The sequence below is a fragment of the Ruegeria sp. HKCCA5839 genome (assembly GCF_013035585.1).
Lineage (GTDB): Bacteria > Pseudomonadota > Alphaproteobacteria > Rhodobacterales > Rhodobacteraceae > Ruegeria.
Map to the genome: position 1 here is coordinate 212,770 of NZ_WQIE01000001.1, position 26,886 is coordinate 239,655.

Annotated in this window: 25 protein-coding genes; 14 read left to right on the forward strand and 11 right to left on the reverse strand. The window is 58.9% G+C overall.

The annotated features are described in order from the left end of the window. Positions 1–73 precede the first annotated feature (73 nt). The 4 genes from pdxA to lptG are packed head-to-tail and all read right to left on the reverse strand — an operon-like array spanning position 74 to position 5,545. Complete coding sequence (gene pdxA, locus GOV38_RS01050; RefSeq protein ID WP_171207309.1) at positions 74–1,039, reverse strand: 4-hydroxythreonine-4-phosphate dehydrogenase PdxA; 966 nt, start codon at positions 1,037–1,039, stop codon at positions 74–76. Continuing rightward, entirely contained in the window at positions 1,036–2,289 is a 1,254-nt protein-coding gene (locus GOV38_RS01055) for a peptidylprolyl isomerase (protein WP_171207310.1), read from the reverse strand. The genes pdxA and GOV38_RS01055 overlap by 4 nt, the downstream gene beginning before the upstream one ends. Next, positions 2,280–4,442 (reverse strand): LPS-assembly protein LptD, encoded by a 2,163-nt coding sequence (locus GOV38_RS01060; RefSeq protein WP_171207311.1) that lies wholly within the window; start codon positions 4,440–4,442, stop codon positions 2,280–2,282. Before GOV38_RS01060 ends, GOV38_RS01055 begins: the two co-directional genes overlap by 10 nt. Next, positions 4,442–5,545 (reverse strand): LPS export ABC transporter permease LptG, encoded by a 1,104-nt coding sequence (lptG, locus tag GOV38_RS01065; protein WP_171130484.1) that lies wholly within the window; start codon positions 5,543–5,545, stop codon positions 4,442–4,444. Before lptG ends, GOV38_RS01060 begins: the two co-directional genes overlap by 1 nt. A 232-nt stretch (positions 5,546–5,777) precedes the next feature. Here lptG and GOV38_RS01070 point away from each other — a divergent pair, with 232 nt between their 5' ends. The 3 genes from GOV38_RS01070 to GOV38_RS01080 are packed head-to-tail and all read left to right on the forward strand — an operon-like array spanning position 5,778 to position 8,790. Continuing rightward, a complete protein-coding gene (locus GOV38_RS01070) occupies positions 5,778–7,244 on the forward strand; it encodes a leucyl aminopeptidase (RefSeq protein ID WP_171207312.1) in 1,467 nt (488 codons plus the stop codon). 6 nt (positions 7,245–7,250) lie between these two features. After that, complete coding sequence (locus GOV38_RS01075; RefSeq protein WP_171207313.1) at positions 7,251–7,709, forward strand: DNA polymerase III subunit chi; 459 nt, start codon at positions 7,251–7,253, stop codon at positions 7,707–7,709. Positions 7,710–7,743: 34 nt separating this feature from the next. Continuing rightward, positions 7,744–8,790: an aldo/keto reductase gene (locus tag GOV38_RS01080; protein WP_171207314.1), complete on the forward strand. Its 1,047-nt coding sequence runs from the start codon at positions 7,744–7,746 to the stop codon at positions 8,788–8,790. 277 nt (positions 8,791–9,067) lie between these two features. On the opposite strand, the gene GOV38_RS22240 is transcribed toward GOV38_RS01080, so the two are convergent. Together GOV38_RS22240 and GOV38_RS01090 are read right to left on the reverse strand one after the other, a co-directional pair. After that, on the reverse strand, positions 9,068–9,895 hold the full coding sequence (locus tag GOV38_RS22240; RefSeq protein ID WP_171207315.1) for a transporter: 828 nt from the start codon (positions 9,893–9,895) through the stop codon (positions 9,068–9,070). A gap of 406 nt (positions 9,896–10,301) precedes the next feature. Next, entirely contained in the window at positions 10,302–11,288 is a 987-nt protein-coding gene (locus tag GOV38_RS01090; RefSeq protein ID WP_171207316.1) for a GlxA family transcriptional regulator, read from the reverse strand. Positions 11,289–11,420: 132 nt separating this feature from the next. On the opposite strand from GOV38_RS01090, the gene GOV38_RS01095 reads away from it, so the two are divergent. The 3 genes from GOV38_RS01095 (at position 11,421) to GOV38_RS01105 (ending at position 14,675) form a co-directional block, all read left to right on the forward strand. Next, on the forward strand, positions 11,421–12,338 hold the full coding sequence (locus GOV38_RS01095) for a 3-keto-5-aminohexanoate cleavage protein (protein ID WP_171207317.1): 918 nt from the start codon (positions 11,421–11,423) through the stop codon (positions 12,336–12,338). Between the two features lie 118 nt (positions 12,339–12,456). Next, complete coding sequence (locus tag GOV38_RS01100; RefSeq protein ID WP_171207318.1) at positions 12,457–13,920, forward strand: carnitine 3-dehydrogenase; 1,464 nt, start codon at positions 12,457–12,459, stop codon at positions 13,918–13,920. Then, positions 13,917–14,675 (forward strand): SDR family oxidoreductase, encoded by a 759-nt coding sequence (locus GOV38_RS01105; protein ID WP_171207319.1) that lies wholly within the window; start codon positions 13,917–13,919, stop codon positions 14,673–14,675. The genes GOV38_RS01100 and GOV38_RS01105 overlap by 4 nt, the downstream gene beginning before the upstream one ends. On the opposite strand, the gene GOV38_RS01110 is transcribed toward GOV38_RS01105, so the two are convergent. Further along, positions 14,676–14,858: a hypothetical protein gene (locus tag GOV38_RS01110; protein ID WP_171099500.1), complete on the reverse strand. Its 183-nt coding sequence runs from the start codon at positions 14,856–14,858 to the stop codon at positions 14,676–14,678. It abuts the gene before it with no gap. 83 nt (positions 14,859–14,941) lie between these two features. Next, the gene (locus GOV38_RS01115) at positions 14,942–15,805 is read right to left on the reverse strand and encodes a helix-turn-helix domain-containing protein (protein ID WP_171207320.1); all 864 of its coding nucleotides are present in this window, start codon (positions 15,803–15,805) and stop codon (positions 14,942–14,944) included. 107 nt (positions 15,806–15,912) lie between these two features. On the opposite strand from GOV38_RS01115, the gene GOV38_RS01120 reads away from it, so the two are divergent. The 3 genes from GOV38_RS01120 to GOV38_RS01130 are packed head-to-tail and all read left to right on the forward strand — an operon-like array spanning position 15,913 to position 17,917. Further along, on the forward strand, positions 15,913–16,116 hold the full coding sequence (locus tag GOV38_RS01120) for a DUF2061 domain-containing protein (RefSeq protein ID WP_171099495.1): 204 nt from the start codon (positions 15,913–15,915) through the stop codon (positions 16,114–16,116). Continuing rightward, the gene (locus tag GOV38_RS01125; protein WP_171207321.1) at positions 16,109–16,993 is read left to right on the forward strand and encodes a fatty acid desaturase; all 885 of its coding nucleotides are present in this window, start codon (positions 16,109–16,111) and stop codon (positions 16,991–16,993) included. Before GOV38_RS01120 ends, GOV38_RS01125 begins: the two co-directional genes overlap by 8 nt. 21 nt (positions 16,994–17,014) lie before the next feature. Beyond that, positions 17,015–17,917, forward strand: a complete 903-nt coding sequence (locus GOV38_RS01130) for an EamA/RhaT family transporter (protein WP_171207322.1) — start codon at positions 17,015–17,017, stop codon at positions 17,915–17,917. Here GOV38_RS01130 and GOV38_RS01135 read toward each other — a convergent pair. The 3 genes from GOV38_RS01135 to GOV38_RS01145 all read right to left on the reverse strand — a co-directional run bounded on the left by GOV38_RS01135 (position 17,914) and on the right by GOV38_RS01145 (position 22,002). After that, the gene (locus tag GOV38_RS01135; RefSeq protein ID WP_171207323.1) at positions 17,914–19,263 is read right to left on the reverse strand and encodes a DEAD/DEAH box helicase; all 1,350 of its coding nucleotides are present in this window, start codon (positions 19,261–19,263) and stop codon (positions 17,914–17,916) included. The two genes, GOV38_RS01130 and GOV38_RS01135, sit on opposite strands and share 4 nt — an antisense overlap. A 185-nt stretch (positions 19,264–19,448) precedes the next feature. Beyond that, on the reverse strand, positions 19,449–20,393 hold the full coding sequence (locus GOV38_RS01140; RefSeq protein WP_171207324.1) for a glycosyltransferase family 2 protein: 945 nt from the start codon (positions 20,391–20,393) through the stop codon (positions 19,449–19,451). A gap of 4 nt (positions 20,394–20,397) precedes the next feature. Next, entirely contained in the window at positions 20,398–22,002 is a 1,605-nt protein-coding gene (locus GOV38_RS01145; RefSeq protein WP_171207325.1) for a peptide chain release factor 3, read from the reverse strand. Positions 22,003–22,111: 109 nt separating this feature from the next. Here GOV38_RS01145 and GOV38_RS01150 point away from each other — a divergent pair, with 109 nt between their 5' ends. The 5 genes from GOV38_RS01150 (at position 22,112) to GOV38_RS01170 (ending at position 26,764) form a co-directional block, all read left to right on the forward strand. After that, complete coding sequence (locus tag GOV38_RS01150) at positions 22,112–22,474, forward strand: SnoaL-like domain-containing protein (RefSeq protein ID WP_171099485.1); 363 nt, start codon at positions 22,112–22,114, stop codon at positions 22,472–22,474. A gap of 75 nt (positions 22,475–22,549) precedes the next feature. After that, positions 22,550–23,329, forward strand: a complete 780-nt coding sequence (locus GOV38_RS01155) for an SDR family oxidoreductase (RefSeq protein ID WP_171099483.1) — start codon at positions 22,550–22,552, stop codon at positions 23,327–23,329. Positions 23,330–23,331: 2 nt separating this feature from the next. Then, positions 23,332–24,444 carry a hypothetical protein gene (locus GOV38_RS01160; protein ID WP_171207326.1) on the forward strand — a complete coding sequence of 371 codons (1,113 nt, stop codon included), beginning with the start codon at positions 23,332–23,334 and terminating at the stop codon, positions 24,442–24,444. Positions 24,445–24,550: 106 nt separating this feature from the next. After that, on the forward strand, positions 24,551–25,597 hold the full coding sequence (locus GOV38_RS01165) for a methyltransferase domain-containing protein (RefSeq protein ID WP_171207327.1): 1,047 nt from the start codon (positions 24,551–24,553) through the stop codon (positions 25,595–25,597). 81 nt (positions 25,598–25,678) lie between these two features. Then, positions 25,679–26,764, forward strand: a complete 1,086-nt coding sequence (locus GOV38_RS01170; protein WP_171207328.1) for an ABC transporter ATP-binding protein — start codon at positions 25,679–25,681, stop codon at positions 26,762–26,764. Positions 26,765–26,886 lie beyond the last annotated feature (122 nt).

The window sequence follows — 26,886 nt, forward strand, 5'->3', positions numbered from 1 at the left end:
GTGACGCGTTCCCGTTGGACTATGCCAGGAAACTTTAGGCCTCCAGCGGGGATATTTTCAGCCACACTAAGGTTCAAGAGCTTAGTGCCATATGTTGCGCGCGCTTAAGCGCTTCGATCAGGCTTGTGGGATTGGCGATGCCCTGACCCGCGATATCCAGTGCGGTCCCATGATCTGGCGAGGTGCGGATGAAGGGCAGGCCCAGGGTGATGTTCACGCCTCGGTCGAAATCCAGCGTTTTGATCGGGATCAGGGCTTGGTCGTGATACATGGCAATCGCCGCGTCATAGCGGCTTCGCGCAGCGGCGTGGAACATGGTGTCTGCGGGATGAGGGCCGGTGACGGTGGCATTTTCAATGTGGACGTCAGCCAGCAAGGGTGCAATCCAGCCCAGCTCTTCCTGACCCATTTTGCCACCTTCGCCTGCATGGGGGTTTAGCCCGGCGACCGCAAGGCGCGGATGCTTTATGCCAAACTGCCGCCGGAGGCCGCGTGCGGTGATCTCGAGCGTGTCGCGCAGCAGATCCGGGGTCAGCGCCTTGGGCACGTCGGACAAGGCGATATGAATTGTGGTGGGGACCACGCGCAGCGCATCGCAGGCCAACATCATGACCACTCGATCGCATCCGGCAAGTGCGGCGAGAAACTCGGTATGGCCGGGATAGGCAAACCCGGCACCATCGATCAGGGCCTTTTTGTGGATTGGCGCTGTACACAGGGCCGAGGCCGCACCGCTTTGGGTCAGGGCCACACCTTGTTCGATCGCCGCGATCACGGATGCCGCATTGCGCGGATCGGGTTGTCCGAGGGTGTTGGGCGCGGGGAAGTCGATCTGCCAGACGGGCAGCGCATGGGCGCTGATGGTGTTTGCTTGGGCAAGATCGGTGATCTGTTCCGCTGGCGTGCCCGCTGGCAGATGCGAAGCATCGCCTAGATAGACAAAGGGGCAGCGGTCACGCAGAGCATCCCAGGCTTTGGCGGCGATTTCGGGACCAATGCCCGCAGGCTCTCCGCAGCTAAGGGCGATTGGGGCGGTCATTCTTCGATGATCACGGCCTCGGCGCGCAGCTGGGACAGCAAGCTGTCAGCAAAGGCCGACAGGCGCTGTTGCGTCAGAGCATTGGCAACATCTGCTCTTGAAGTGTCCTCTCCCAAATCGCGGGTTCGGTTACACAGCATCAGAAACATCAGCGTTTGACCGTTATTGCGCGTGAGCGCCGTTGAAACCTCATTCGGGTCGAGCTTGGCCAATTCAAGCGCAACATCGCTCGGGATCTCACCGGGCGCGGCGGTAACGCGTTCAAGAACCTCACTGGGTTGATCCTTGGCAACACCATATAGGTCGTCACAAGTGTCAATCTCTTCCCTGAGCTGGGCCGCAGCGGAAAGCGCCGCAGAGCTACGGCCGCCGGGGATATAGTAGACAGCGTAATCGATACTGGAATAACTGGGTGCAGATGCCGCAACCTCGCGAAGACCGCGCATTTGAAACAGGGCTATGGCGTTGGGCAGGGACAGGGGCGTGGTAATCTCGCCGGGCCGCAGGCTGATGATCAAAGGCTGAAGCGTCGGAGGAAGGTTGCTGATCGGCAACCAGTCCAGACGACCGCCATTGGACCGGGTCTGAGAGGCGGAATACTGCGCGGCAGCAGACGAAAAGGCCTCTTGCCCTGACAGCGCGGAAATTTCCTGCGCCAAAGCATCAACTTGTGCCAGGTTCTGCTGGTTCACTGGGATAATGATCTCAGACAGAAGAACCTGCAGGCCACCGCTTCCACCTTGGCCCAGGGCGCGGTTGATCTCATCCTCGGTGGGACGGGATTGGGACAGGAAACGCGCGGCCACAAAATCGTTCCACGCAACCTGGTCTTCGATAAAATCCCGGACCGTTTCCTGGTCAACGCCCGCATCGCTTAGCAATTGCAGGAATTGTTCGGGCTCCAACCCGCCGCGCGCGGCGAATTCGTCAATGCCACTCTGGACGGCTTCGGGGCTCGCCTGAATGCCGGCATTGCGCAATACCTGTTTGCGGATCCGATCATCGATCAACGCGCGTCTTACGTCAGCTTCAGTGCTTTCAGGTATGCCCAAGAGTTCAAGAAACAGCTGTCGCTGTTCCAGTTCGTACCAGGTGACGATATCCTGGTTCACTTTTATTGCCGGTGAGAACAGGCTTTGGGCAGCAGACGGCAGAGTCCCCAATGTCAGCGAAACAGATGCCAGCACGGGCAGAGCAAAGCGGCGCAGAAACGCGCCAGGAAACTTGTTGGTACCTAAGATCAACTGCATGCCTTTTTGAACTTCCTGCCACCACCGTCAACGGAATACCCAGTCAGGGCTACGGTAAACCCGAATTCGGTCGAAGGCTCAATAGTCGAGTTTGAGGTGAAACGACGTCTGGCGGTCAAGTCTACTTGAACGCACTCGTTTCTATAGGTGACGCCCAGACCGACGCGGATCGGTTCGGATTCACTGAAATCGTATCGGGCAGATGCGGTCGTGGTCCAACTTTGGTTCACGTTGTAGCGGCCTGAGACCAAGATTTCTGATATTTCATCACCACCGGTTTCGACGGGATCAGGTTCGAGCCAGACATAGCTGCCAGCCAGACCAGCGTCGCCGTTATTCCATGCTGTACGGAACTCAGCTTTGCTGAAGCTGAAATCTCCGTCCAAGAGGCCACGCGCCGAGAACGTCAGGCCGTTGCCATTGTTCAACTGACCGGCAAGCAGCAGATCAGATGACGTCCCTTGCAGGCCTGATGTCAGAGTGAATTCGGGATTGGCCTGTGTCCGAAAGACCTGACCAATTGTGGCCAGCGCGTGCCAGCCGCCCGGCGCATATCGCGACCAGTTCAAGCCAATAGCGGCAGTAGCTGCATCTTCGCGCTGATCTTCGGCTGGAAAACGTGACAGCGACAAAAGGTTGCCCTGATCAAACTCCTGGAACGTGCTTTCTTCGTTTGGAACATCTGTATCCGACACATGCGCCCAGCCGATCTGCGCAATGGGTTCAAGCACTTGTGACGCGCCCGACTGTTCGCGGCGAACCATCGGATAACGCAGCGTGAACGCGGCGCGGGGGGTCGCGCGTGTGATCTGATCGGGGAACTGGCTGTCATTGCGGATGTCAAACGTGTCGACAGAGGCCCCAACCCGGGCTTCGGCCCGCAAACCGGTGGCATAGGTCCAAGACCGCAGCCATTCAGCATCCAGCGTGGCGCGTGCGACGTCGCGACCGGTGACGTCCAGATCACTTGTGCGCTCATGAGCATGGGTCAGGAACGCAAGTTCGACCTCGCCCCCCAGCATGCGCGGGAAAAAGCGTTTGCGATAGTTCAGGTCGAAGACCAACGAAGGAATCTCACTTTGGCTTTCTGAATCCCGGAGGGTTTCGAAATAGATCACACCGGTTTTGAAAGCTGTGTCTCGCTTGATCCGCTCAAGAGCAACTTCACTGCGCAGACGGTCGAAATCCGGAAGCCCGTAATCGGCAAGATAAGCGTTGTCTGACGTGGTCTGGATGTCGAAGGACAGTCTGAAATCATTGTTCAGGTTGAAACGTCCCCGTCCAAACAGATAGCCGCGATTTTCGTCAGGCAGCAGATCATCGCGGGTGAGGGCGCCGTTGAACTCGATACGACCCCGTTTGAACCTTTGCCGATAGCGGAAACCCAGCGTTCGGGTGCTGGATGAGATGTATGGCGACAGAGTCAGATCCTTGTGATCCCCGAGCTTGATGAAATAGGGGACCTGAACACCCGTGCCCAACTGCGAGGTTGTGCGGATTGACGGCACCAGAAACCCGGTGGCGCGGTCCAGGGTCGGATCGGGCAGGCGCAGGACGGGGAAGTAGAAGACGGGTACATCCAGAATGCGAAACTGAGCACCCTCGAAATACAGCTGGCGTTCAAGCTGATCATGGGTGACCTTGCGCGCACGGATCTGCCACAGCGGTGGTTTGCCGTCATCGCAAACCCGGCAGGATGTGGCAGCCACTTTGCTGAACTGCGTATAACGCCCTGCAGCCCGGGTGGCTTGCACCGACGCAATCTGGACCTGTTGGTCAAACACCATCCGGGCACCGGTCAACAAACCGTTGCGCAAACCATTGTCCAATTCGGCGCTGTCGGCCAGCAGGGTCGACTGACCGGCTTGGTCAATGCGAATAGGGCCTTCCAGTTGAAGCTCACCCGTACTGCGGTCATAGACCACGCGCTCGGCTGTCAGCTTTACATCGCCTTGAAACGCCTCGACGTTCCCCTCTGCAACAAGCTTTCGGTCCGGCGTGATAAAGATCTGGTCAGCCACAAGCAGCGCTGGAGCGTCTTGTTGTTCAGTTGCAGACTCTTCTCCAGCGTCTTGAACAGGCTGCGCAACAGACACCATCGAAGTGCTCAGCACCAACGCGGTCGACAAAAGCCATGGCAGCAAACGCGGCATCAACCGTCCTCCGCGTGAAGCAATAGACCCATCGACAGAAGTATGGCCGCAAACGGAGGCGCCCAGGCGGCGACAAAAATAGGGAGTTGCCCGTTCTCGCCTAGGATCTGCGCAAAGTTGCGAATGAAATAAATGGCAAATCCTAAGAGAACTGCGGTTAGTACAGCGATTCCGGTTCCCCCAAAGCGCACATGGCGCATCGTGAACGCAGCACCGATCAGGACCATGGAAACAAGGAATAAAGGCCGCGCCAGCTGAGTTTGCAGCCAGACCTCGTATTGCTTGGTCGAAAACCCGGCCTCGCGCAGATCCTCGATCAGCTGAGGCAGGTCGTAGATGGATACAGACTTTTTCTGGCCCAACCTGTCGAGTATTCGCTCACGTGTCAGGGTGGTCGGAATGTCGAGCGTTTTATATGAGGTTGCCGTAGCTTCCGGGTTTACCTCGTCGTCAACCAATGACCAGGTTTTCGCGCGTTTGAGCACCCATTGCCCCGGCTCCAACTGCGCACGATCCGCGACAATTTGTTCTACCGGTGTGCCATCGCCCGAGAAGGTGGTGATGGTCACATTGCGCAGTACCAGCATTTCTTCGTTTGTTACGGCCCGCGCATGGATCACGGATTGGCCGTTTGCCGAACCCTGGCGCAGCCACAAGCCCTCGCGACTGATAGACAAGGTCGAACGCGAATCGCTGCGATAGCTTTCGGACAGGCGTTGAAACTCTTCCGAAGTCGCAGCCGCGATCGGGTTCAGCAGGACCACCGCCAATCCACCGATAACCAGAGCCAGAAAAACGGGTGCAAGCAAAGCCCGAATCCCGGATCTGCCGATTGCGCGCGTAACCACAAGTTCCGAACTGCGTGCAAGGCCAACAAACAAGGCTATTGTCGACAGGATCATCAGCAACGGCAGCATCTCACTGATCGCTGCGGGGGTATTCAACAACGTTAGCTGGATCAATTGACCAAACGTCAGATCCGCATCGTCGAAACGACGGACTTGTTCGATCAGGTCGATCAGTATGATCAGAGTCAGGAATATTGCACCGATGATCAGGAAGCTTTGCAAAAAGCGGCGTGCGAAGTAGCGGTCGAGGATCACGAATAGGCCCTCGTGATCCATATCGCCAGACGACACTCAGGCGGCTGCGACGGCAAATGCGTCACGCATAAGGCCTTATGCCTGCCCCAAACTTGCACTGAGAATGTCCCCCGAACCTGCCGATTTGTTTTCCGGCGACCTTACTGCAAATGCTGATCGGGGAAAACTGCTATCTGGTCAACTGTGATCGCGCGAGCTAGGTCTTAGGCAATTCAATTCTCAGGAGCACCTCATGAGCCTTTTGACCGCCGTGACTTTTCAACCCGTTGATCTGGACCTGATCGCCAAAGCCGAAGGGCATGTGGCTGTCATCGTGACCGAAGACGGGAAAATGGGGCCAGCGGCGCGCCGGGCCAATCGCCTGACCCGAGGGGCCGTGGCCCGGCTGCTGGAAAGCGAGGCGTTTGAGAAAGTGAAAACCGGGCAGGTGGTCACAATGGCATGGCCCAGCGGGCTGGCAGCCGAGGCATTGCAACTGCTTGTTCTGTCGCGGCGTCCAGAGCCCATCAAAGCCCGCAAGATCGGGGCCAAGCTGGCCAAGCTTGCAGGTGGGAAACCGGTTCTGGTGTCAGCGGATAGTCAGAACCGGGTCGAAGAATTGGCACTTGGCGTTGTTTTGCGTAGCTATGATTTCGACGCGCACAGGACCAAGCAAGCTGATCCTCTGGGTGCTGTCACCATCTGCCACAACAAATCCGATGAAGCCGAGGCCGCCTTTGCACCGCTTTATGCCGTCGCCGATGGCGTGCGGATGACACGTGATCTGACCAATGAGCCTGCCAACGTTCTGACCACCACCGAATTCGCTGACCGCCTGGCCGAGATGAAAGCGCTTGGCCTTGAGGTTGAGGTTCTGGAAGAAGATCAACTGGCTGAACTGGGCATGCGTACCTTGTTGAGCGTGGGGCAGGGTTCGGTCAGCCCGTCCAAGGTCGTGGTGATGCAGTGGAACGGTGGCGCAAAGGGTGACGCCCCATTGGCTTTGGTCGGCAAAGGCGTGGTGTTCGACACTGGCGGGATCTCGCTGAAACCGGCGGGCGGCATGGAAGACATGACTATGGACATGGGCGGTGCCGGTGTTGTGGCCGGTGCCATGCGCGCGCTGGCCAAGCGCAAGGCCAAGGCAAATGTGGTGGGGCTGGTGGGCCTGGTTGAGAACATGCCCTCGGGCAATGCGACCCGTCCGGGCGACGTTGTGACCTCGATGAAAGGTGACACGGTCGAGATCATCAATACCGATGCCGAGGGCCGCTTGGTTCTGTGTGACGTGATGTGGTACGCGCAGGAACGTTTCAGCCCGGTCGGCATGATCGATCTTGCCACTCTGACGGGCGCGATCATCATCGGCCTCGGCCATGAAAACGCGGGCGTCTTCTCGAACAACGACACGTTTTGCGAGGCCTTCCTCAAGGCCGCCAAAGCCGAAGACGAAGGCGCGTGGCGGATGCCCTTGGGTGCGAAATATGACGAACAGCTGAAGTCGCGTATCGCGGATATGAAAAACGTGGGCGGTCGTCCCGCAGGCTCGATCACCGCGGCGCAGTTCCTGCAACGCTTTGTAAAAGAGGATACGCCCTGGATCCATCTGGACATCGCCGGTGTTGCCTCGGTCGCGGCTGAGACATCCTACGCCCCCAAAGGGGCGACCGGTTGGGGCGTACGTGCGCTCAGCCGGTTTGTGCAGGACAATTTCGAGTAAGACACCATGGGCGCCGTCTATTTCTATCACCTGACCCAGCAGCCGCTGGAGCGCACTTTGCCGGTGTTGCTGGACAAGGCGCGGCAGGCCGGGTGGCGGATCGCGGTACGTGGCACCGATCCCGCGCGAATGGACTGGCTGGACGAAAAGCTGTGGCTGGGGGCAGAGGACGGTTTTCTGCCCCATGGTCGCGCCGGTGGGCCGCATGATGCAGAGCAGCCGATCTTGCTGACCACCGAAACGCAATCTGCTAACGGCGCGGTCTGTGTGATGGCAGTGGATGGCGCGCCGGTCGAGGCCGATGAGGTCTCGGCGCTGGAGCGCGTCTGCATCCTGTTTGACGGTACAGATGAGCGCGCGGTGCAGCACGCACGCGGACAGTGGAAGGCGCTGACCGACGCGGGATGCTCGGCGCAATATTGGTCAGAGGAATCAGGGCGCTGGGAAAAGAAGGCCGAGGCCTGAACGCAGCCCGCGCAGATATGCAGGAGAATTTCAGATGCAAATGAAACCTTTGGGGCGCACCGGAATTTCGGTGTCGGATATGTGCCTTGGCACCATGACCTTTGGCACGCAGACATCCCAGACTGAAGCTCATCGTCAGATGGATATGGCGCTGGATGCTGGCATCAATTTCGTTGACGCGGCCGAGATGTATCCGGTGAACCCTGTGTCAAAAGAGACGGTGGGGCTGACCGAAGAGATCCTGGGAAACTGGAACGCGGCCAATGCGGCACGGCGCGGTGATTATGTGCTGGCCACCAAACATTCGGGCGAAGGCTTCATGCATGTCCGCGATGGTGCGCCGATCTCGGACGAAACGATTGCTGAGGCGGTCGAAGGCTCTTTGCGCCGTCTGAAGACCGATTGCATCGATCTCTATCAATTCCACTGGCCCAATCGCGGCAGTTACATGTTTCGGCAGAACTGGCGCTATGATCCATCAGGCGGGGATCGCGCGGCGGTAATTGCGGATATGCAAGCCTGCCTTGAAGCGCTGCAAGCGCAGGTGGACAAGGGCAATATCCGTGCCTTCGGCCTGTCAAACGAAAGCGCCTGGGGCACAGCGCAATGGCTGCGCCTGTCAGAGGAGACGGGCACACCGCGCGTGGCCTCGATCCAGAACGAGTATTCGCTGATGTGCCGCCTGTTCGATACGGATCTGGCCGAGCTGTGCGTTTATGAAGATGTAGGCCTTCTGGCCTTCTCACCTCTGGCGGCGGGGTTCCTGTCGGGCAAGTACCAAGGCGGCGCCGTACCCGACGGCTCGCGCATGTCACTGGTGCCCGGCATGGGCGGGCGCAACTCGGACCGTGTGCTGGAGGCGGTTGCCGCCTATCTCGACGTGGCCAACCGGCACGGTCTGGATCCGGTGCACATGGCCCTGGCCTGGTGCCGCACCCGCCCGTTCATGGGCTCGGTCATCTTTGGGGCCACCACAGAGGCACAGCTTGCGCATATCCTGAACGGTCTGGACCTTGAGCTGTCACAAGAGGTGATGAACGACATAGATGCGGCCCATAAGGCCTTCCCGATGCCGTTCTGAGGCGTGTTGAGCTAAGGGAAACAGGCCCCAACCGCGTCAATTCCGCGCCTTTGGGCCATTTCCGGCCATTGGGCCGTGGCGCGGCGAAATCAATCGATGAGCCCAATGTGAAATTTGCTGCGGATTGAATGAACGGCAGAAATCCGCGGCGAAGCGGCCCTTTGACTATTCACTTCTTCATGCCGAGTGCGTGTAGAGTAAATTTCTTATTCGATTTAACTGGGCTGATAGACGGGGTCGCGACGCTGATCGTCAGGATTCCGATTTTTGGAAGCGATTATTTTGGAAACAAAAATGTCAGTTGCAGCCGCACGCCCCAGCCTTCCGGCCCGCCATCCGAACTTTCGGCCCAGTAGCGGAGCCCGCCCCCAACACTCACCAGCTGCCCGCCGATTTGCGTAACCTTGGACGCAATCACATTCACCGGGACGGACCATTGCTCGCTCTCCCAGTCATAGGTGGACTCGCTATTGATCGTGAACGACCACGCTGTAGGCGTCGTGTAGGAAAGAAAGGGCTGAACGAAAGTCTGACTGATATCCATGTCGCCGCCAATGTCCCATACATGGTTGGCCAGTCCGCCATAGGTCCACGGGCCTTGCTGGCGCAGGGCGACGCCTGTCGCACCCGCCCCCCACTCACCTGCACCCAGAGTGTCATCCGTCGATGTCGGTAGTAGCAAGACCGGTCCGGCGCCCCAAATCCATCCTCCGGATGTCGGCTGCTTCGGCGAAAAGAAAAAGCTCTGAACCGTGTCCCCTAAACCCGTTTCACTGCTCGACCCAGGAAGTATGCCCTCCGTAGAAATAACCGGCAAGATCGTGCGCGAAATCAAGTTCCAGTTGCCGCCGAGACTGATCGGGACGACAGGCTGGATGTTGAGTGTCCATCTTGAGCCGCTGTCGTCCACGCCGATGTTTTCGTCGTAGTTCAATTGAAACGGCACACTGATAAGGTCGGCGACCGGGTTCGACAGTTGTTTGGCCAATTCTTCCGCACCAGCGGCTTGAGCGTGCACATTTTGGGAAGAGATGAGAAAGACCGCCAATGAGGCAGCGCTCAGCCGTTTCAGATTTGCTGACTTAATGGTGATTCTCTTTTGCATAAAAGCTATCTTAAGACACAGAACCGGCACTGTCTTTTGACTATACCTTCGGCGTTAGGTTCCTTATCTTCTGGCGTGCCGGGTTGGGTTTCCTTGAACCGCATGCAGCTCACTACAAACTTCGGTCTTGCTTTCTGAATATCCCGATCTTGAAAGTCCGGGAATCTCGTGGGAGTAGACCTTCGTGCTCGACAGCCATACGGCAGAAAAGTCCGCATTCTAGCTATCCGTAACCGCGTAGCGAAGGTAATCAAATTGGCGCGGTTGGTTGCCCGTTCGGTGCCGCTTCCTAGGTTTTGGGGATGCTTCGACACGCAAACTCAAGGCGAAAGGGGCGCTGCCTCCACTTGGTCCGTTGGGCCAATTCGCCTTCGGGATATTTAGGGCCCGATGAGGCCTGACCCGGTCAGTGCGGGGTTGGCGTGGCGCATTCTTGTCTGAGGTCTCGGGCCGAGAGGCCGTGGGCGGTGCGGAAGGCGCGGGCGAAGCTGGATTGTGAGGCAAAGCCGGTGGCCAGCGCCACCTCCATCAGCGGGGTGTCGGTATCGGTGACCAGACGGCGGGCTTCGGCCAGGCGCAGGTGCAGGTAATGATCTTGCGGTGTGGTGTTCAGGCGCAGGCGGAACTGTTGTTGCAGGGTGCGCGGGCTGGTGCCCAGGGTCTCGGCGATTTCGGCCAGAGGCAGGGGCTCGTCGAGCGAGGCTTCCATCAACGCGTTGGCTTTGGCGGTCAGGGCCGTGTGGCGATGCGGGGCTCCGGTGCGGCTTTGCGGTTTGGTGGGTGCGGGCGCGCCATCATAGAGGAACAGGCCCGAGACGCGGGCAGCGAACCCTGCGCCGTGGCGAGCGGCGATGATGTGAAGCATCATCTCAACCGCCGGGATCGCACCGCCCGAGGTCAGGCGCTGGTCGGACACGGTGAAACGGTCGGGGCGCACGTCAACCTCGGGGAAGCGGGCGGCGAAATTGTCGAGGTCTTCCCAATGGGTTGTGGCCGCGTGGCCGTTCAGCAGACCCGCCTCGGCCAGCAGCCAGGGGCCGCCGTCGATACCGGCCAATGTGGCGCCTGTGCCTGCGATGCGGCGCAGGCCCGCCAGCAGGCTGGGCGTGGCGTGGCGGGCCAGTTGAAACCCGGCCACCACCACCATCAAATCGCAGCTTTGCAGCCGTGCCAGCGGGATGCCCGGCACCGTCAGCGCGCTGGTCAGCGTCGCCGGAGCGCCCGTGGCGGTCACGTAGTCCCAGTCAAACGCCGGGCGATCCGCCAGCCTATTGGCCGCGCGCATCGGATCGACGGCCGAGGCAAAGCTGAGCGTGTTGCAGTCATCCAGCACCAAAACCGCCGTTTTCAGGGCGCGATGTTCGGGCTGGAGGATGTTTTTTGCGGATTTCATCAAGTCTGATTCGCATTCTGGCAAGTGTTTCCCCAAGGCTGCGCCAGACTCGCATTCAAGTGCAAATCGATTGCCGGGGAAAAGCCTGGGGAAAACCCAAGGCAAAACCGGGTATAAGCTGGGGAAAACGCCATGCCACTGGAAATGAACCGTGAGGTCTTTATCACCTGCGCCGTCACCGGCTCGGGCGGAACACAGGATCGCAGCCCACACGTGCCACGCTCACCGGCGCAGATTGCCCAAAGCGCAATTGCCGCGGCAAAGGCGGGTGCGGCGGTGGTGCATTGCCATGTGCGCGACCCTGAAAGTGGCGCGCCGAGCCGCCGGTTGGATCTGTACCGCGAGGTGACGGACCGGATTCGCGAGGCCGAGGTTGATGTGGTGCTGAACCTAACCGCCGGGATGGGCGGAGATATGGTGTTTGGCCCGACCGAAGCTCCGCTGCCGTTGCGTGAGGATGGCACCGACATGATCGGGGCAGCGGCGCGGGTAGAGCATGTGGCCGAGTGTCTGCCCGAGATCTGCACGCTGGATTGCGGCACGATGAACTTTGCCGAAGCCGATTACGTGATGACCAACACACCGGGCATGTTACAGGCGATGGGGCGGATGATGACGGATCTGGGTGTGAAGCCCGAGATCGAGGCCTTTGATACCGGCCATCTGTGGTACGCCAAGCAATTGGTGAAGGACGGCGTTTTGGATAGCCCGGCTTTGGTGCAGCTGTGCATGGGGGTGCCCTGGGGCGCGCCGGATGATCTGAACACATTTATGGCGATGGTGAACAACGTTCCCGATGACTGGACATTCAGTGCGTTTTCGCTGGGTCGAAGCCAGATGGCCTATGTGGCCGCAGCAGTGCTGGCGGGGGGTAATGTGCGCGTCGGGCTGGAGGATAATCTGTGGCTGGACAAGGGCGTGCTGGCCGAGAACTGGCAATTGGTCGAACGCGCCGGGACCATCATCGAGAATATGGGCGCGCGGGTGATCGGGCCGCAGGAGGTGCGGGAAAAGCTGGGGCTGGTGAAACGCGCGCCGGTGGCGAAGTAAGCGAAACATAAGGGCCGCGACCGACCCTGGGTGGGTGCGAATGCGCCCTCCCGGGGAGAGGGTCGGGCGCGGCCCGGTCCGCTTTGCGTACCGAGCATGGAAAGTTTGAGGATATCACATGAAAACAGCAGCGATCATCGGCGGTGGTGTAATCGGCGGCGGGTGGGCTGCTCGGTTTTTGCTCAATGGTTGGGATGTGCGGGTGTTTGACCCAGACCCCGAGGCGGAGCGCAAGATTGGTGAGGTTCTGGCCAATGCCCGGCGGTCTCTGCCCGGGTTGAGCGATGTGCCGTTGCCGCCTGAGGGTGCGCTGAGTTTCCACAAAGATATGGCCGAAGCAGTGCAAGGTGCCACCTGGATTCAAGAAAGCGTGCCGGAGCGGCTGGACCTGAAGCTGAAGGTTTACACAGCGTTGCAGGAGGCGTGTGATCCAGCCGCGATCATCGGGTCATCGACCAGTGGCTTCAAGCCATCGGAATTGCAGGAGGGCGCGCTGCGGCCCGCGCAGATCGTGGTGACGCACCCGTTCAACCCGGTCTACCTGTTGCCGCTGATCGAACTGGTGCCAACCGAGCAAAACCCGCCCGAGATCATTGCGCGCGCGCAGGAGCTGCTGAAATCACTTGGCTTCTTCCCGCTGCATGTGAAGAAAGAGATCGACGCGCATATCGCCGACCGCTTTCTTGAGGCCGTCTGGCGAGAGGCTTTGTGGTTGGTCAAGGACGGCATCGCCACCACCGAAGAGATTGACGAGGCGATCCGTATGGGGTTCGGCATCCGCTGGGCTCAGATGGGGCTGTTTGAGACCTATCGCGTGGCCGGGGGCGAAGCCGGGATGCGGCATTTCATGGCTCAATTCGGCCCGGCGCTAAAGTGGCCGTGGACCAAGCTGATGGATGTGCCCGAGTTTACCGATGAGCTGGTTGACTTGATCGCCGATCAGTCGGACGCACAATCGGGGATGCACTCGATCCGCGAACTTGAACGCATCCGCGACAACAATCTGGTCGGGATGATGCGCGCGCTCAAGGCGCAGAACTGGGGCGCGGGCGCGGTGCTGAACCAGCATGATGCGACGCTGAAACCGGGCGCTTTGCCGACGCTGGACCAGGCGGATCTGAGCCAGCCGATCCTGACGCTGTCGCGGGCGGTTCCTTTGGATTGGGCGGATTACAACGGCCATATGAACGAGGCGAAATACCTGGAGGCCTTCTCTGCGGCGAGCGACCGATTCATGGAGGTGGTTGGCTGCGATAGCGACTATATCCGGTCGGGCGGCAGCTATTTCACCGCCGAAAACCATCTCCGTTATGTGCAAGAGGCACATGCCGGGGACCGGATCGACATAAGAACGCAGATGCTGCTGGGGCAGGGCAAAAAACTGCACGTTTTTCACAGCATGTGCCACGGGGAAACCCTATTGGCGACGGCCGAGAGTTTCATGCTGCATGTCAGTCTTAAAACCCGTCGCCCAAGCCCGCCTTCGCCCGAGATTGAGTTGGCGTTGACGAGGATCGCCAAGGCTCAGGCCGGTCTGCCTTACCCTGAAGGGGCAGGGGCGGCCATTCGGAAACCTGCATGACCGGGCGTGTTTTGGTGACGGCTGGGGCTTCGGGTGTTGGCCGGGCCATGGCAGAGGCCTTTGATCGCGCGGGCTATGACGTCTGGGTCAGCGACATCGATCCTGCGGCACTTGCGGCGGTTCCCGGTCATTGGTACGCGCACCATGCCGATGTCAGTGACGAAACCCAGATGCGCACCCTGTTCGATGCGATCAGAGCAGCGGGCGGGCTGGACGTGCTGTGCGCCAATGCCGGGATCGCAGGGCCAACTGACGCGATTGAAGATATCGATCTGAACGCGTGGCGCACCTGTGTGTCGGTCAATCTGGACGGAGCATTTCTGGCCGCGAAGCACGCGACGCCGCTGATGAAAGTCGCCGGGTCTGGCAGCATCATATTGACCTCATCAACCGCAGGGCAGCATGGCTATCCCTTTCGCGCGCCCTATGCCGCTGCGAAATGGGCGGTGATCGGATTGATGAAGACATTGGCGATGGAGCTTGGACCGCATGGCATCCGCGTCAACGCGATCTGCCCCGGTGCTGTCGAAGGCCCACGGATGGAGGGCGTGCTGACCCGTGAAGCAGCGGCAAAAGGGATGACCCGGGATCAAGTCTATCGCGGCTATGCCTCTGGCACTGCGATGGGGCGCTTTGTCGAAGCGCATGACATCGCAAATATGGCGGTTTTTCTGGCCTCGGATGCAGCACGGCTGGTTTCGGGCCAGGTGATTGCAGTTGACGGGTTCACGGTGAATCCGGACCCAAAGCTTTAGTTATCCTTGATTTGGTCCGCGGATCTGCCGAATTGCGCGCCGTACAGCTTGCCAGTTCTGCGCCTGATCAGTGTCTCCAGCGTCGTGACTTTCGCGTTCTTTTTGGGCAGCTTCTGCTTCGGCCTTGTCACCATGTGCTGCAAAAAGGGCCCGGGCGTATTCTGCGGTTCTGAGAGCGTCCATTGCCATCCTCCTTCCAAGGTGAAGTGACGTGTCAGTGGTTCGCGCACATCGAGTATAGCGCAAAAAGGCACCCACCGCACGTTTCAGGCGACACTTTGAGACCGCAGCTCTTGCAGATGCGCAGGAAACTCTCGGGCGGTCAGGCTTGCCTCACGCACCAAGTGGTCGAAATGTCGGGTAAACAGCTCGATCCTGTCCCGGTCGCGAAAGGCCATATAGTGGCTGCCGGCATAAAAGACGCAAAGTTGCGGACCAAACAGCGTGAACGGCGCGGAATAAAGCCGCTTGGCGTCAAACAGGTAGATCCGCAGACGCGGATAGAGTTGATCGCACAGGGCAAGCAGGTGGTCGATTTGCTCCAGCCGGGCTTGGTGCGGTAGCGTTTCGTAATACCCCGTTCCAAGGGCACAGCTGCGGATTTCGAATAACGGCATGGCGATTTCGTAGTCGGATTGCGCCTCTCTCATCCACTTCAACCGATCCTCGGATGCTCCGATCGCCTGATCGGCTGTGCGACCCAGGTGCGGCGCGTATTCCCATTCCAACACCGCGCGCGTCTTGAGCATGTCGGGCAGGGTCGCCGGGACATAGCGAATTTTGTAGCCGGCAGCCATCTTGTGCCACTCGAAAATACGTTCATCCACCAATGCGCGGGGGGCCTCGGTCATGGTCAGGGAGCTGGCCAGCAGCTCAGCCGCGCTTTCGGGTCGGTCTGAAAGGCTCAGCAGCCAATCCGCCGACACACCCAAGGCCGAGGCGCAACTGCCGACCACATGAGCATTGGGCAAGCGCGCGCCCGCGTCGGTCAAAAGCTGCGACACGGTCGAACGGTCCACGCCGATATCACGCGCCAGCGCGCTTTGGCTGATCTGACGCTCATCCATCGCCTGGGCCAAGCGCAGACGAAATTGGGCAGCGCGGTCTCGTTTGTCCAGTTTATCCAGCATGCGATGACAAATATCACATTTGATGAATTTTGTTAATTGTATTCAGAATTTCCACCCGTTGGCTGATCACGTAGCTGTGAAGACATAACAAAAACTAGGGTGACGGAATGGAAACACGACGCAGATCAGTCGTGAAAGCAATGCTGTGGAATGCGATGGGCCTGATTGTCATGTCGGGTGTCGGGTTGGTCACTACCGGGTCGTTGGCATTGGGTGGGACATTGGCCGTGGCGAACACCGTCATTGGCTTGGCGATGTACGTGACCTATGAACGGATTTGGGCCGGTATTGCATGGGGCAGACATGCCTGAGCGCGCAGGGCCCGAATGGGGCACATTTGCACTGATCCTGGGCTGCTATGCGTCATGGTTGATCACCATCTTCCTGCTGCCGCTTTGGTTGGCGATACCGGTAATGGCATTTGTGGCCGCGCTGCATTCATCGCTGACGCATGAGGCGTTACACGGGCACCCGTTTCAGCAGACCTGGCTCAACGAGGCGCTCATGGCACTGCCCTTGACGCTGTTCATTCCCTATGGCCGCTTTCGCGATCTGCATCTGGCGCATCATCAGGACGCAACGCTGACCGATCCCTATGATGATCCCGAATCCAACTATATGGATCCAAAGATCTGGGTCGGGTTGCCGCGAGCGGTGCAGATGATTTGCGGGATCAACAACACGCTTTTGGGGCGCATGTTGATTGGTCCCGCCATCGGGCAGGTGCTGTTTCTACGCGACGAATTACGCGGGATCAGACGTGGCGACCGAGCGATCCTGCTGGCCTGGGCGCTACATTTGCCGGGGGTCGTCGCTGTTCTTTGGATCGTTTCGCTTTCACAGATGCCGGTCTGGGGCTTTGTTCTGTCAGCCTATATTGGCCTCGGACTGGTCAAGATCCGCACGTTTCTGGAACATCGTGCGCACGAAAAATCTCGTGCCCGAACGGTGATCATCGAAGACAGGGGGCCGCTGGCTTTTCTGTTTCTCAACAACAATCTGCACGTTGTTCATCACATGAACCCACGGGCGCCGTGGTACCAATTGCCTGCCCTCTACGCGCAGGGCAAAGACAGGTATCTGGCCTGCAATGAGGCCTATGTCTACCGGTCTTACGGCGACGTGTTTCGCAAATACCTGCTGAAGGCCAAAGACCCGGTGCCGCATCCGCTCTGGCCAAAGCAATAAATTCCCGACACAAGGGAGCCCATGAGTTTATGGGTTCCCATCACACTTGCAGCCGCCGGTTTTCAGACCGTGCGCTTCATGCTGCAAAAGTCGCTGAGCACGACGCGACTGACCGCAGCAGGGGCCACCTTCGCGCGCTTTGCCTATTCTCTGCCGCTGGCGCTTGTGGCGCTGGTTCTGGCTCTGCAAATCAGCGGTCTGTCCCTGCCGGTGCTAAGCGCGGGGTTTTGGCTGTTTGCTGTGGCGGGTGGGACGTCGCAAATCCTTGCCACGATTTGTGTTGTGGCCCTGTTCAAACAGCGCAATTTTGCCGTCGGCATCACCTTCAAAAAGACCGAGGTCATTCAGACCGCCATTGTCGGCTTTCTGGTGCTGGGCGATCAGGTGTCTTCAGGCGCTTTGGTGGCGATCCTTCTGGGGCTGGCAGCGGTTTTGCTGCTGTCCAAACCCCCTGAGGGTCAGGGCGCGTGGTGGCAGCACCTGACCAATCGTGCCTCAAAGCTGGGTCTGGGGTCGGGGGTGCTGTTTGCAGTGTCCTCGGTCAGCTATCGCGGGGCGTCTTTGCAGTTGGGCGATTTTGACGCCTGGTTTCGCGCCCTTGTTACTCTGGCGGCTGTGGTCAGCTTTCAGTTCATCAGCATGGCGCTGTGGCTGCTGTGGCGCGACCGGGCCGAGTTGCGCGCGGTTTGGGAGACCCGGAACACCGGCGTCTTTGTCGGGCTGACCAGCCTGGGCGGATCATTTTGCTGGTTCTTCGCTTTCACCCTGCAAAATGCTGCCTATGTCAAAGCGCTGGGACAGGTTGAACTGATCCTTAGCCTGCTGGCCTCGATCCTGTTTTTCCGCGAGACGATCACACGGCGCGAGATTGCCGGGATGACACTTTTGGGGATTTCGATCCTGGCGCTGGTGCTGGCGATCTAGCTGGCGCGACGCTCATCAAAGCTGAGCGCTATGAAGCTGGGCAGGTGATCTCCCATCCCAACCACAGCCGGGCCAGAGTCGTCCCGCCGGCCACGTCCCTTTTTGCTTTCGCCCTTCTTGCCGTCGCTTTTCTTGCGCTCGGGCTTTTTGGCGTCGGCCTGCTTTTCGGGCTTGGCGTTCTCGGGTTTGGGCTCGTCCTTGACCGGGTTATCGAGGCGCGGGATTTCCTTTTGGATCAGCTTTTCAATCGCGTCCAAGGCTTTTTCATCACGACCCGAACAAATGGTCACCGCCTTGCCTTCACGTCCGGCACGACCGGTGCGGCCAATCCGGTGCACATAGTCTTCGGCATGTCCCGGGACGTCGAAGTTGAACACATGGCTGACGGAGGGAATATCCAGTCCGCGTGCAGCCACATCCGAGGCGACCAACAGGCGCAGTGATCCATCACGGAAGCCGTCCAGCGTTTTCATCCGCTGCGACTGGTCCAGATCGCCGTGGATGGCAGCGGCGTTATAGCCATATTTCTTCAGCGATTTCGCGCAGATATCCACATCGGTCTTGCGGTTGCAGAAGATGATCGCGTTGGTGCATTTTTCACCTTCTGCATCAATCAGCGCCCTCAGAACCTTGCGTTTGGCGCTGGCCTCGCGGTCGCGGCGACCGCCTTTGAACATGACAACGCCCTGTTCAATCGTCTCGGACGCGGTGGCCTGACGCGCGACTTCAATCCGGGCAGGGGCCGACAGGAAGGTGTCAGTGATCCGCTCGATCTCGGACGCCATGGTGGCCGAGAAGAACAGGGTCTGGCGGGTGAAGGGTGTCAGCGAGAAGATACGTTCGATATCGGGGATAAAGCCCATATCCAACATCCGGTCGGCCTCATCCACCACCATGATCTGAACACCGGTCAGCAGCAGTTTGCCGCGCTCAAAGTGGTCCAGCAGGCGACCTGGGGTGGCAATCAGAACATCGACGCCGCGATCAATCAGCGCCTCTTGCTCTTTAAAGCTGACCCCGCCGATCAGCAGCGCTTTGGTCAGTTTCAGGTGCTTGGTATAGGTGTCGAAGTTTTCGGCCACCTGCGCCGCCAGTTCCCGCGTCGGGCACAGGACCAGCGAGCGCGGCATCCGCGCCCGGGCACGGCCACGCGCCAGCAAGGTGATCATCGGCAGGGTGAAACTGGCGGTTTTGCCTGTCCCTGTCTGCGCAATGCCCAGAACGTCGCGCCCTTCCAGAGCGGGCGGTATCGCACCTTCCTGGATAGGCGTGGGGGTTTCGTATCCGGCTTCCTCAATGGCTTTGAGGACCTTCGGGTTCAGGTTCAGTTCGTTAAACTTTGTCATGTATGTCCGGTTAATGCGGACACTTGACCTGGCCCGCGCGTCTGAAAACTGCCGGGCCCGGATGGCCATGCGCGTCATGCGCATTTCGGCTTTGGCGGGGCATAACAAAATCGTGCGGCAGGGTCAAATCAAGAGCGTGAAGCCAAGGCAAAGGTGAAGGATCTTTCGGGTTTTTGCGCAACAATTCAGCGGGTTCCAGGGAAATGTTTCAAGACTTTTTGATCAAGCGCAAGGGGGCGGTGCAGGATCAGGCCGTGTTTTTCCAACCGCGCACGCACGTCTGGGTTTGCTGCACTCATCTCATCATAGAAGGCCCGCAGCCCCGGTTGGCCCTGTTCGGCCTCGATCCAGCTGAGCAATTCATGTTTGTTCAACCCGCCAAGCGCACGTGCCGTATTGCGTTTCAGCCCGGGTTTGTATGACCCATGTTGCAACCGATACCGGTAATGCGACATCCAGTGATCCCAGCTTGGGGCATGCCGGTGGCACAGATCGATCTGAGGCAGTTCGGTATTGCAGGGCAGAAGCTGCTTGTACTGAAAAACGGTATGGATACGGTCGCTGATCTCGGGCAAGCCGGTGCGAACAAATAGCTTGCCTTGTGTGTGGCTCAGGAACCCTGACACCAGAAAAGGGCCATAGTTCGGATATAGCGCCTCAACCAAAGCGGCGCGCCGTGGTCCTTCGGAGATAAAGGCTTTGTACATGTCGTCGTCACCCGCCAAAGCCTCAATAGGGCGGATACGGACAGCAGGGATGTCGTCTGGGATGTCGTGCAGAAGATCAGGGATTGGGGTTTTGGGCCACAAAAATTCATCGACGTCGATATGCGCCAACCAATCCACATCGGTCTGACGGTATATGAAATCGGCATTTTTGGACTGGCGCACCTGATGCTTGTCGGGGCGGTCAATTTTGCGCCGCTGCCAATAGCCATCCGAGCAGACCCGGATATCGATCTTGGGGTTTTGCCGCAGAATGCGAACGGCAAGACGATTGGGCTCGTCCAACAGCAGATGCACCCGATCCGCGCCCAAATCCAGATGATAGGCAGCAAAGCGCAGGATGTCGGGCAGGGGCGCGCGGGTCGTCGCGACAATGCCCCAGCTCGGACGCCCCTGCGCGCGCATGGCGTTAGGTCATCATCTCTTTGGTGGCTGTCAGGGTCAGAGCCGGATAGTCGCGCTCGACCCGGTCGATGTCCCATTGCAGCCGTGTCAGATAGACGATGTCGCCGTCGTGATCATGGGCGATATGCTGCTTGTTGGCGTTGACGAATTCTTCGACCTCAGTCTTGTCGCCGCTGACCCAGCGGGCCGAGGTGAACTGAGACGCCTCGAACCGCACAGGCAGGCCGTATTCCATCTCAATCCGGCTGGCCAATACCTCGAATTGCAGCGCTCCGACGACGCCCACGATAAAGCCCGACCCGATGGAGGGTTTGAACACCTTTGCGGCGCCTTCCTCGGCAAATTGCATCAGCGCCTTTTCCAAGTGTTTGGCCTTGAGCGGATCGCCCGCCCGCACCCCTTGCAACAGCTCGGGTGCGAAAGAGGGGATGCCGGTCACGCGCAGCGCCTCACCCTCGGTCAGCGTATCGCCAATGCGCAATTGCCCGTGGTTCGGGATGCCGATGATGTCACCAGCCCAGGCCTCATCTGCCAGTTCCCGGTCGGAGGCCAGAAACAGCACCGGGTTCGAGATTGCCATCGGTTTCTTGGACCGCACATGTGTCAGTTTCATGCCGCGTTTGAAATGGCCACTTGCCATGCGCACAAAGGCCACACGGTCACGGTGTTTTGGGTCCATATTGGCCTGAACTTTGAAGACGAACCCGGCCACTTTCTTCTCATCGGGTGCAATCTGACGCGGTTCGGCCGACTGCACTTGTGGCTGCGGTCCGTAAGCGCCAATGCCCTCCATCAGCTCTTTTACACCAAAGGAATTGATGGCCGAGCCGAACCAGATCGGGGTCATATGCCCCTCTAACACGGCTTGCGGATCGAGCTTGGGCAGCAACTCGCGCGCCATTTCGACCTCTTCCAGCAACTTCTCCAGCAGATGTTCGGGTACATGTTCGGCCAGTTTCGGATCGTCCAGCCCGTTGATTTCGATGCTTTCGGCCACCTTGTTGCGGTCAGCGCGGTCCATCAGCTCCAGCCGGTCGCGCAGCATGTCATAGCAGCCGATGAAATCGCGCCCGACGCCGATAGGCCAGGCGGCGGGGGTCACGTCGATGGCCAGCATTTCCTGAATTTCGTCGATGATCTCGAACGTATCGCGGCTTTCGCGGTCCATCTTGTTACAGAAGGTCAGGATCGGCAAATCGCGCAGGCGGCAAACCTCGAACAGTTTCTGCGTCTGGCTTTCCACACCCTTCGCACCATCAATCACCATCACTGCCGCGTCCACCGCGGTCAGCGTGCGATAGGTATCTTCCGAGAAATCGCTGTGGCCGGGGGTGTCCACCAGATTGAACCGGAAATTCCCGTAATCAAAGGACATGGCCGAGGCCGAGACCGAGATCCCGCGATCCTTTTCCATCTGCATGAAATCCGACCGCGTGCGCCGCGCCTCACCCTTGGCGCGCACCTGACCGGCCATCTGAATCGCACCCCCATACAGCAGGAACTTTTCCGTCAATGTCGTCTTGCCCGCATCCGGGTGCGAGATGATGGCAAAGGTCCGGCGCCGGGCGATCTCGGGCGGCAGAGAAGGTTGGTTCGAGGTATCAAGCATAAACGCGCGTATAGGGGGGGAATCCTGCCGAGGCAAGACATAGGGGCTGGATCGAATCGGTCGAATGTGAGAGTTAGAACATATAGTGAACAAATAATGGAGAAAACCGATGAATTTGAAAGAGATTGCAGAGGAACTGGTTGCCGGATGTCGTGAAAACCGTGCCAAGGCGAATTTGGATAAGCTCTATGCTGCCGATGCAGTGTCAGTAGAGGCGGCGGACCAGCAAGGCATGGGTCGCGAAGCACATGGGCTGGACGCCATCAAAGGAAAACATGATTGGTGGGAGAGTTCCACCGAGGTGACAGGCGGCGACATAGCGGGGCCTTTTCTGCATGGAGAGGATCGGTTTGCCGTGATTTTCGAAGTGCAGGGCAAGATGAAAGACAGCGGAGAAAGCTTCGATATGCGCGAAGTTGCGATTTACCACGTCGCTGACGGCAAGATTGTCCGGGAAGAGTTTTTCTACTGACCGATCATCCGTTTCTGGTCTTCCCTGTCTGGCCGGTGCTAGACACGTCTGGGACGACGGATAGGGAGGACCTTCATGGATCTGGGAATTCGAGGCAAGCGCGCGCTGGTCTGTGCGAGCAGCAAAGGGTTGGGCTTGGGTTGCGCCGAGGCCTTAGCCGCCGCTGGCGTGGATTTGGTGATGAACGCGCGCGGGGCCGAGGCACTGGAGGCCGAGGCAACGCGCTTACGTTCGGAATATGGTGTCGACGTAAAGACCGTGGCCTGTGATGTAACCGCTTCCGAGGGTCAGTCGCAGGTGATCGACGCGGCGCAGGGTGTTGATATCCTTGTCACAAACGCGGGTGGCCCACCTCCGGGCCTGTGGTCGGACTGGGATCGTGACGATTTCATCAAGGCGCTGGACGCCAATATGCTGACACCGATTGCTTTCATGAAAGCTTTGCTGCCGGGGATGATGGACAAGGGCTGGGGCCGCGTGGTCAACATCACCTCTCAATCCGTGCGGGCGCCCATTGGTGTTCTGGGCCTTTCGAACGCGGCGCGCACTGGGCTTACCGGGTATGTCGCAGGCACATCGCGGCAGGTTGCGCCACATGGGGTGACGATCAATAACCTTCTGCCGGGCATTCACGCCACCGATCGGGCGGATGCGCTGGACGGTGGGGTTTCGACGCAAAAAGGCATCACCATGGATGAGGCGCGTGCCGAACGTGCGGCCACCATTCCCGCACGCCGCTATGGCACGCGACAGGAGTTTGGCGCAGCCTGCGCCTTCCTGTGTTCTCAACATGCGGGCTTTATTGTCGGGCAGAATATCTTGCTGGATGGCGGTGCCACCAACTTGACGATGTAGACATGGCGCAAGGCTTTTCACTGAAAGATCAGTTGTTCAACGCGGAAAAAACCCGCTATCTTGCGGGTTTATTCGCTGAGGCTGATGCAGAATTCGACGCTGCTGCGTTCGAATCTGCAGTGATGGCACGGTTGCCGGAGCTGGAGCTGAAAGAACGCATCACGTGGATTGCCGAATGCCTGCAAGCGGCCCGGCCCGGAGACTTGCCGCAGGTGTCGGACCTGCTGTTGCGGGCGCTGCCCCCACCGCTTGATCCGACTAAAACGGATGACGATTTCGGTGACTTTATCTTTGCGCCATTGGGCGAATGGATCGTGGCCACGGGGATGGAGCATCCCGATCTGGCGCTGGATGTGCTGGAGGAACTCACACAACGGTTTTCGATGGAGTGGGCGATCCGACCCTTTCTGAACCGCCATACTGATATTGTCATGCAGCGGATGCAGGACTGGTGCGACCATTCCAGCTATCACGTGCGGCGGTTGGTCAGCGAAGGAACCCGGCCCAAACTGCCCTGGGGGTTGGGTGTGGATCTGGATCTGAGCGATCCGCTTCCGTTGCTGGATCAGTTGCACAGCGACCCAACGCGTTATGTAACGCGATCTGTGGCCAACCACCTGAATGACATCACCAAAAAAGCACCCGATCTTGTGCTGGACCGGTTGCAGGGGTGGGGTCGATCTGGCGCGCAAGACAGCAAGGAATTGGCTTGGATGACATCCCATGCGTTGCGCGGGCTGGTGAAGGCCGGACACCCCGAGGCCATGAAGATGCTTGGCTACGATCCCGAAGCCGAACTGGACGTTCAGATCACTCTGGATGGCGAAGCACGTATCGGTGCCGAGCTTAGCTTTGCGGTTGAGATTGGGGGCCAAAGGGGGCAACCTGTCTTGGTCGATTATATCATTCATTTCCAGAGGCCTGGCGGCAAAATCTCACCTAAAGTGCACAAGCTGAAGCAAGCAAAAATCGGCTCAGATGCGCTTACGATCAGCAAGCGCCACAAGCTTAAGGGAAACGCGACCACGTTCACTTTGGTGCCGGGGCCGCACAGGCTTGAGGTTCAGGTGAACGGCCGGGTCCGGGCCGGGATCGACTTCGATTTGTTGGGCTGATCACCGAACCTAGCTCTCACGCTTTCGTCAGAACTGTGCCTGCCTGATTGCGCCACCGGGGTGGTTGCACTAGCTCAGCGCAAACACAGGCAAAAGGAACGCTCGGATGAAGCATGAGGTTGTGCAGAATTACTATGGTGAGGTGCTGAAGGGCAGCGATGATCTTCAGACCAATGCCTGCTGTACTCCGGATGATATGCCGGACCATGTTAGAAAGATTCTGTCGCAAATTCATGATGATGTGCTGACGCGCTACTATGGCTGCGGCTTGATCGCACCGCTGGATCTTGAGGGGATGTCGATCCTGGATCTGGGCTGTGGCGCGGGGCGCGACGTCTACGCTCTGTCCGCGATGGTGGGTGAAACGGGCCGGGTTGTCGGTATCGACATGACGCCCGAGCAACTCGACGTGGCGCGCGCTCATCAGGACTATCACGCCCAAGCTTTTGGTCACTCTGCCAGCAATGTGGAGTTTCACCACGGCTTCATCGAAAAGCTGGATGAACTGGATCTGGAACCCGGGAGCTTTGATATCATCGTCTCGAACTGTGTGATCAATCTGGCGACCGATAAGGCTGCGGTTTTGCGCGGTGCGCATCGTCTGTTGAAAGAGGGTGGCGAGATGTATTTCTCGGACGTTTATGCCGACCGCCGCGTGCCCAAGGCGATGGCTGAGGATGAGGTTTTGTATGGCGAATGCCTGTCTGGGGCGTTGTATTGGAACGATTTTCTGACGATGTCACGTGATGCAGGCTTTGGGGATCCGCGCCGCGTGACCCATCGCCCGCTGACCATTGAAAACCCGGTTCTGGAAGAACGTGTTGCTCCGCTCAGCTTTATTTCGGCCACATACCGCCTGTTCAAACTGCCTGCGCTGGAGCCTGCTTGTGAGGATTACGGTCAGGCGGTGATCTACAAAGGCACGGTACCCCACGCACCGCATCAGTTTGCCTTGGACGATCACCATTTGATCAAGACAGGCAAGGTCTTTCCGGTCTGTGGCAATACCTGGATGATGTTGAAAAACACCCGTTTCGCCCGCCATTTCGATTTCATCGGTGATTATTCGACCCATTACGGGATTTTCGAAGGCTGCGGGGGCGATAGCCCCTTTGTTGTGCAGGGCGAAGACGCCTCAGCCGGGTGCTGCTGACGCCTTGCGTCGGACGGGCGGGGTTGCTATCCCCGCCTAAGCCCGATGGAATTGATCGGGTAAGGCAAGTGGGATCCACCGGTGACTGGCACGACAACGCCTCCGCGTCTTGAAGTTCGCAATCTTGTCGCCCGGTTCGACGGGCGCACGGTGGTCGACAACATCTCGTTCCAGGTGCAGGCGGGGCAGGTGACCTGTCTGCTGGGCCCGTCGGGTTGCGGCAAATCGACGACCCTGCGGATGATCGCTGGCGTCGAGATGCAAAGCGCTGGTGAGATCTATGTGGATGGCAAACTGATCTGCGACACCATCTTCCGCGTACCACCCGAACGGCGCGAGATCGGGTTGATGTTTCAGGATTTTGCTCTGTTCCCGCATCTGAGCGTGGCCGACAATGTGGCGTTCGGGCTGAAAGCCCCGAAAGAGCAGAAACGCGCCCGGGTCGAGGAATTGCTGTCCAAGGTGGATCTGATGCGCTTTATCGACGGCTTTCCGCATCAGCTGTCAGGGGGCGAACAGCAACGCGTGGCACTGGCCCGCGCGCTTGCACCGCGCCCTCGGATCATGCTGATGGATGAGCCGTTCTCGGGGCTCGACAATCGCTTGCGCGACGGCATCCGGGATGAGACGCTGGCCATTCTGAAAGAGGAAGACGCCGCCGTTCTGCTGGTCACCCATGAACCAGAAGAGGCGATGCGCATGGCCGATGAGATTGCCCTGATGCGCCGGGGCAAGATCGTGCAACAGGGCGCGCCCTATAACGTCTATACCCGTCCCGCAGATAAACCTGCGGTGGCCTTCTTTAGCGATATCAACGTGTTGCAGGCGCGAGTGAATGGGGCTTTGGCCAATACGCCCTTTGGGCAGTTTCTGGCCCCCGGCGTGCCTGACAACACAGATGTCGAGATCGTTTTCCGGCCCCAGCATGTGCGACTGGATTTCGACCGCAACGGCAAAGGTCCGTCACCGACGCCCTCAGACGGTGTAGCAGCCCGTGGCGTGGTTGAACGCGCCCGGTTTCTGGGCAGCGAAAGCCTGATCGAGTTCCGCATGGACTATGACGGCTCGCTTTTGAAAGCGACGGTTCCGAATGTGTTTGTTCCGGCGCCCGGTCGGGTTATGTGGCTGACCATCCGCCGCGACCGGTGCTTCGTTTTTCCGCTCTGAGGCCTTTGGGCACCAATTTGCAAGCAAGTGGTGCGGGAAAGCCGCATTTTGCACCTGTCGCTTGCTTGCCGCATCGCCAAGCCCCGTCTATCAAGGTCAAAATCTGGGTGTAAGGCGGATGC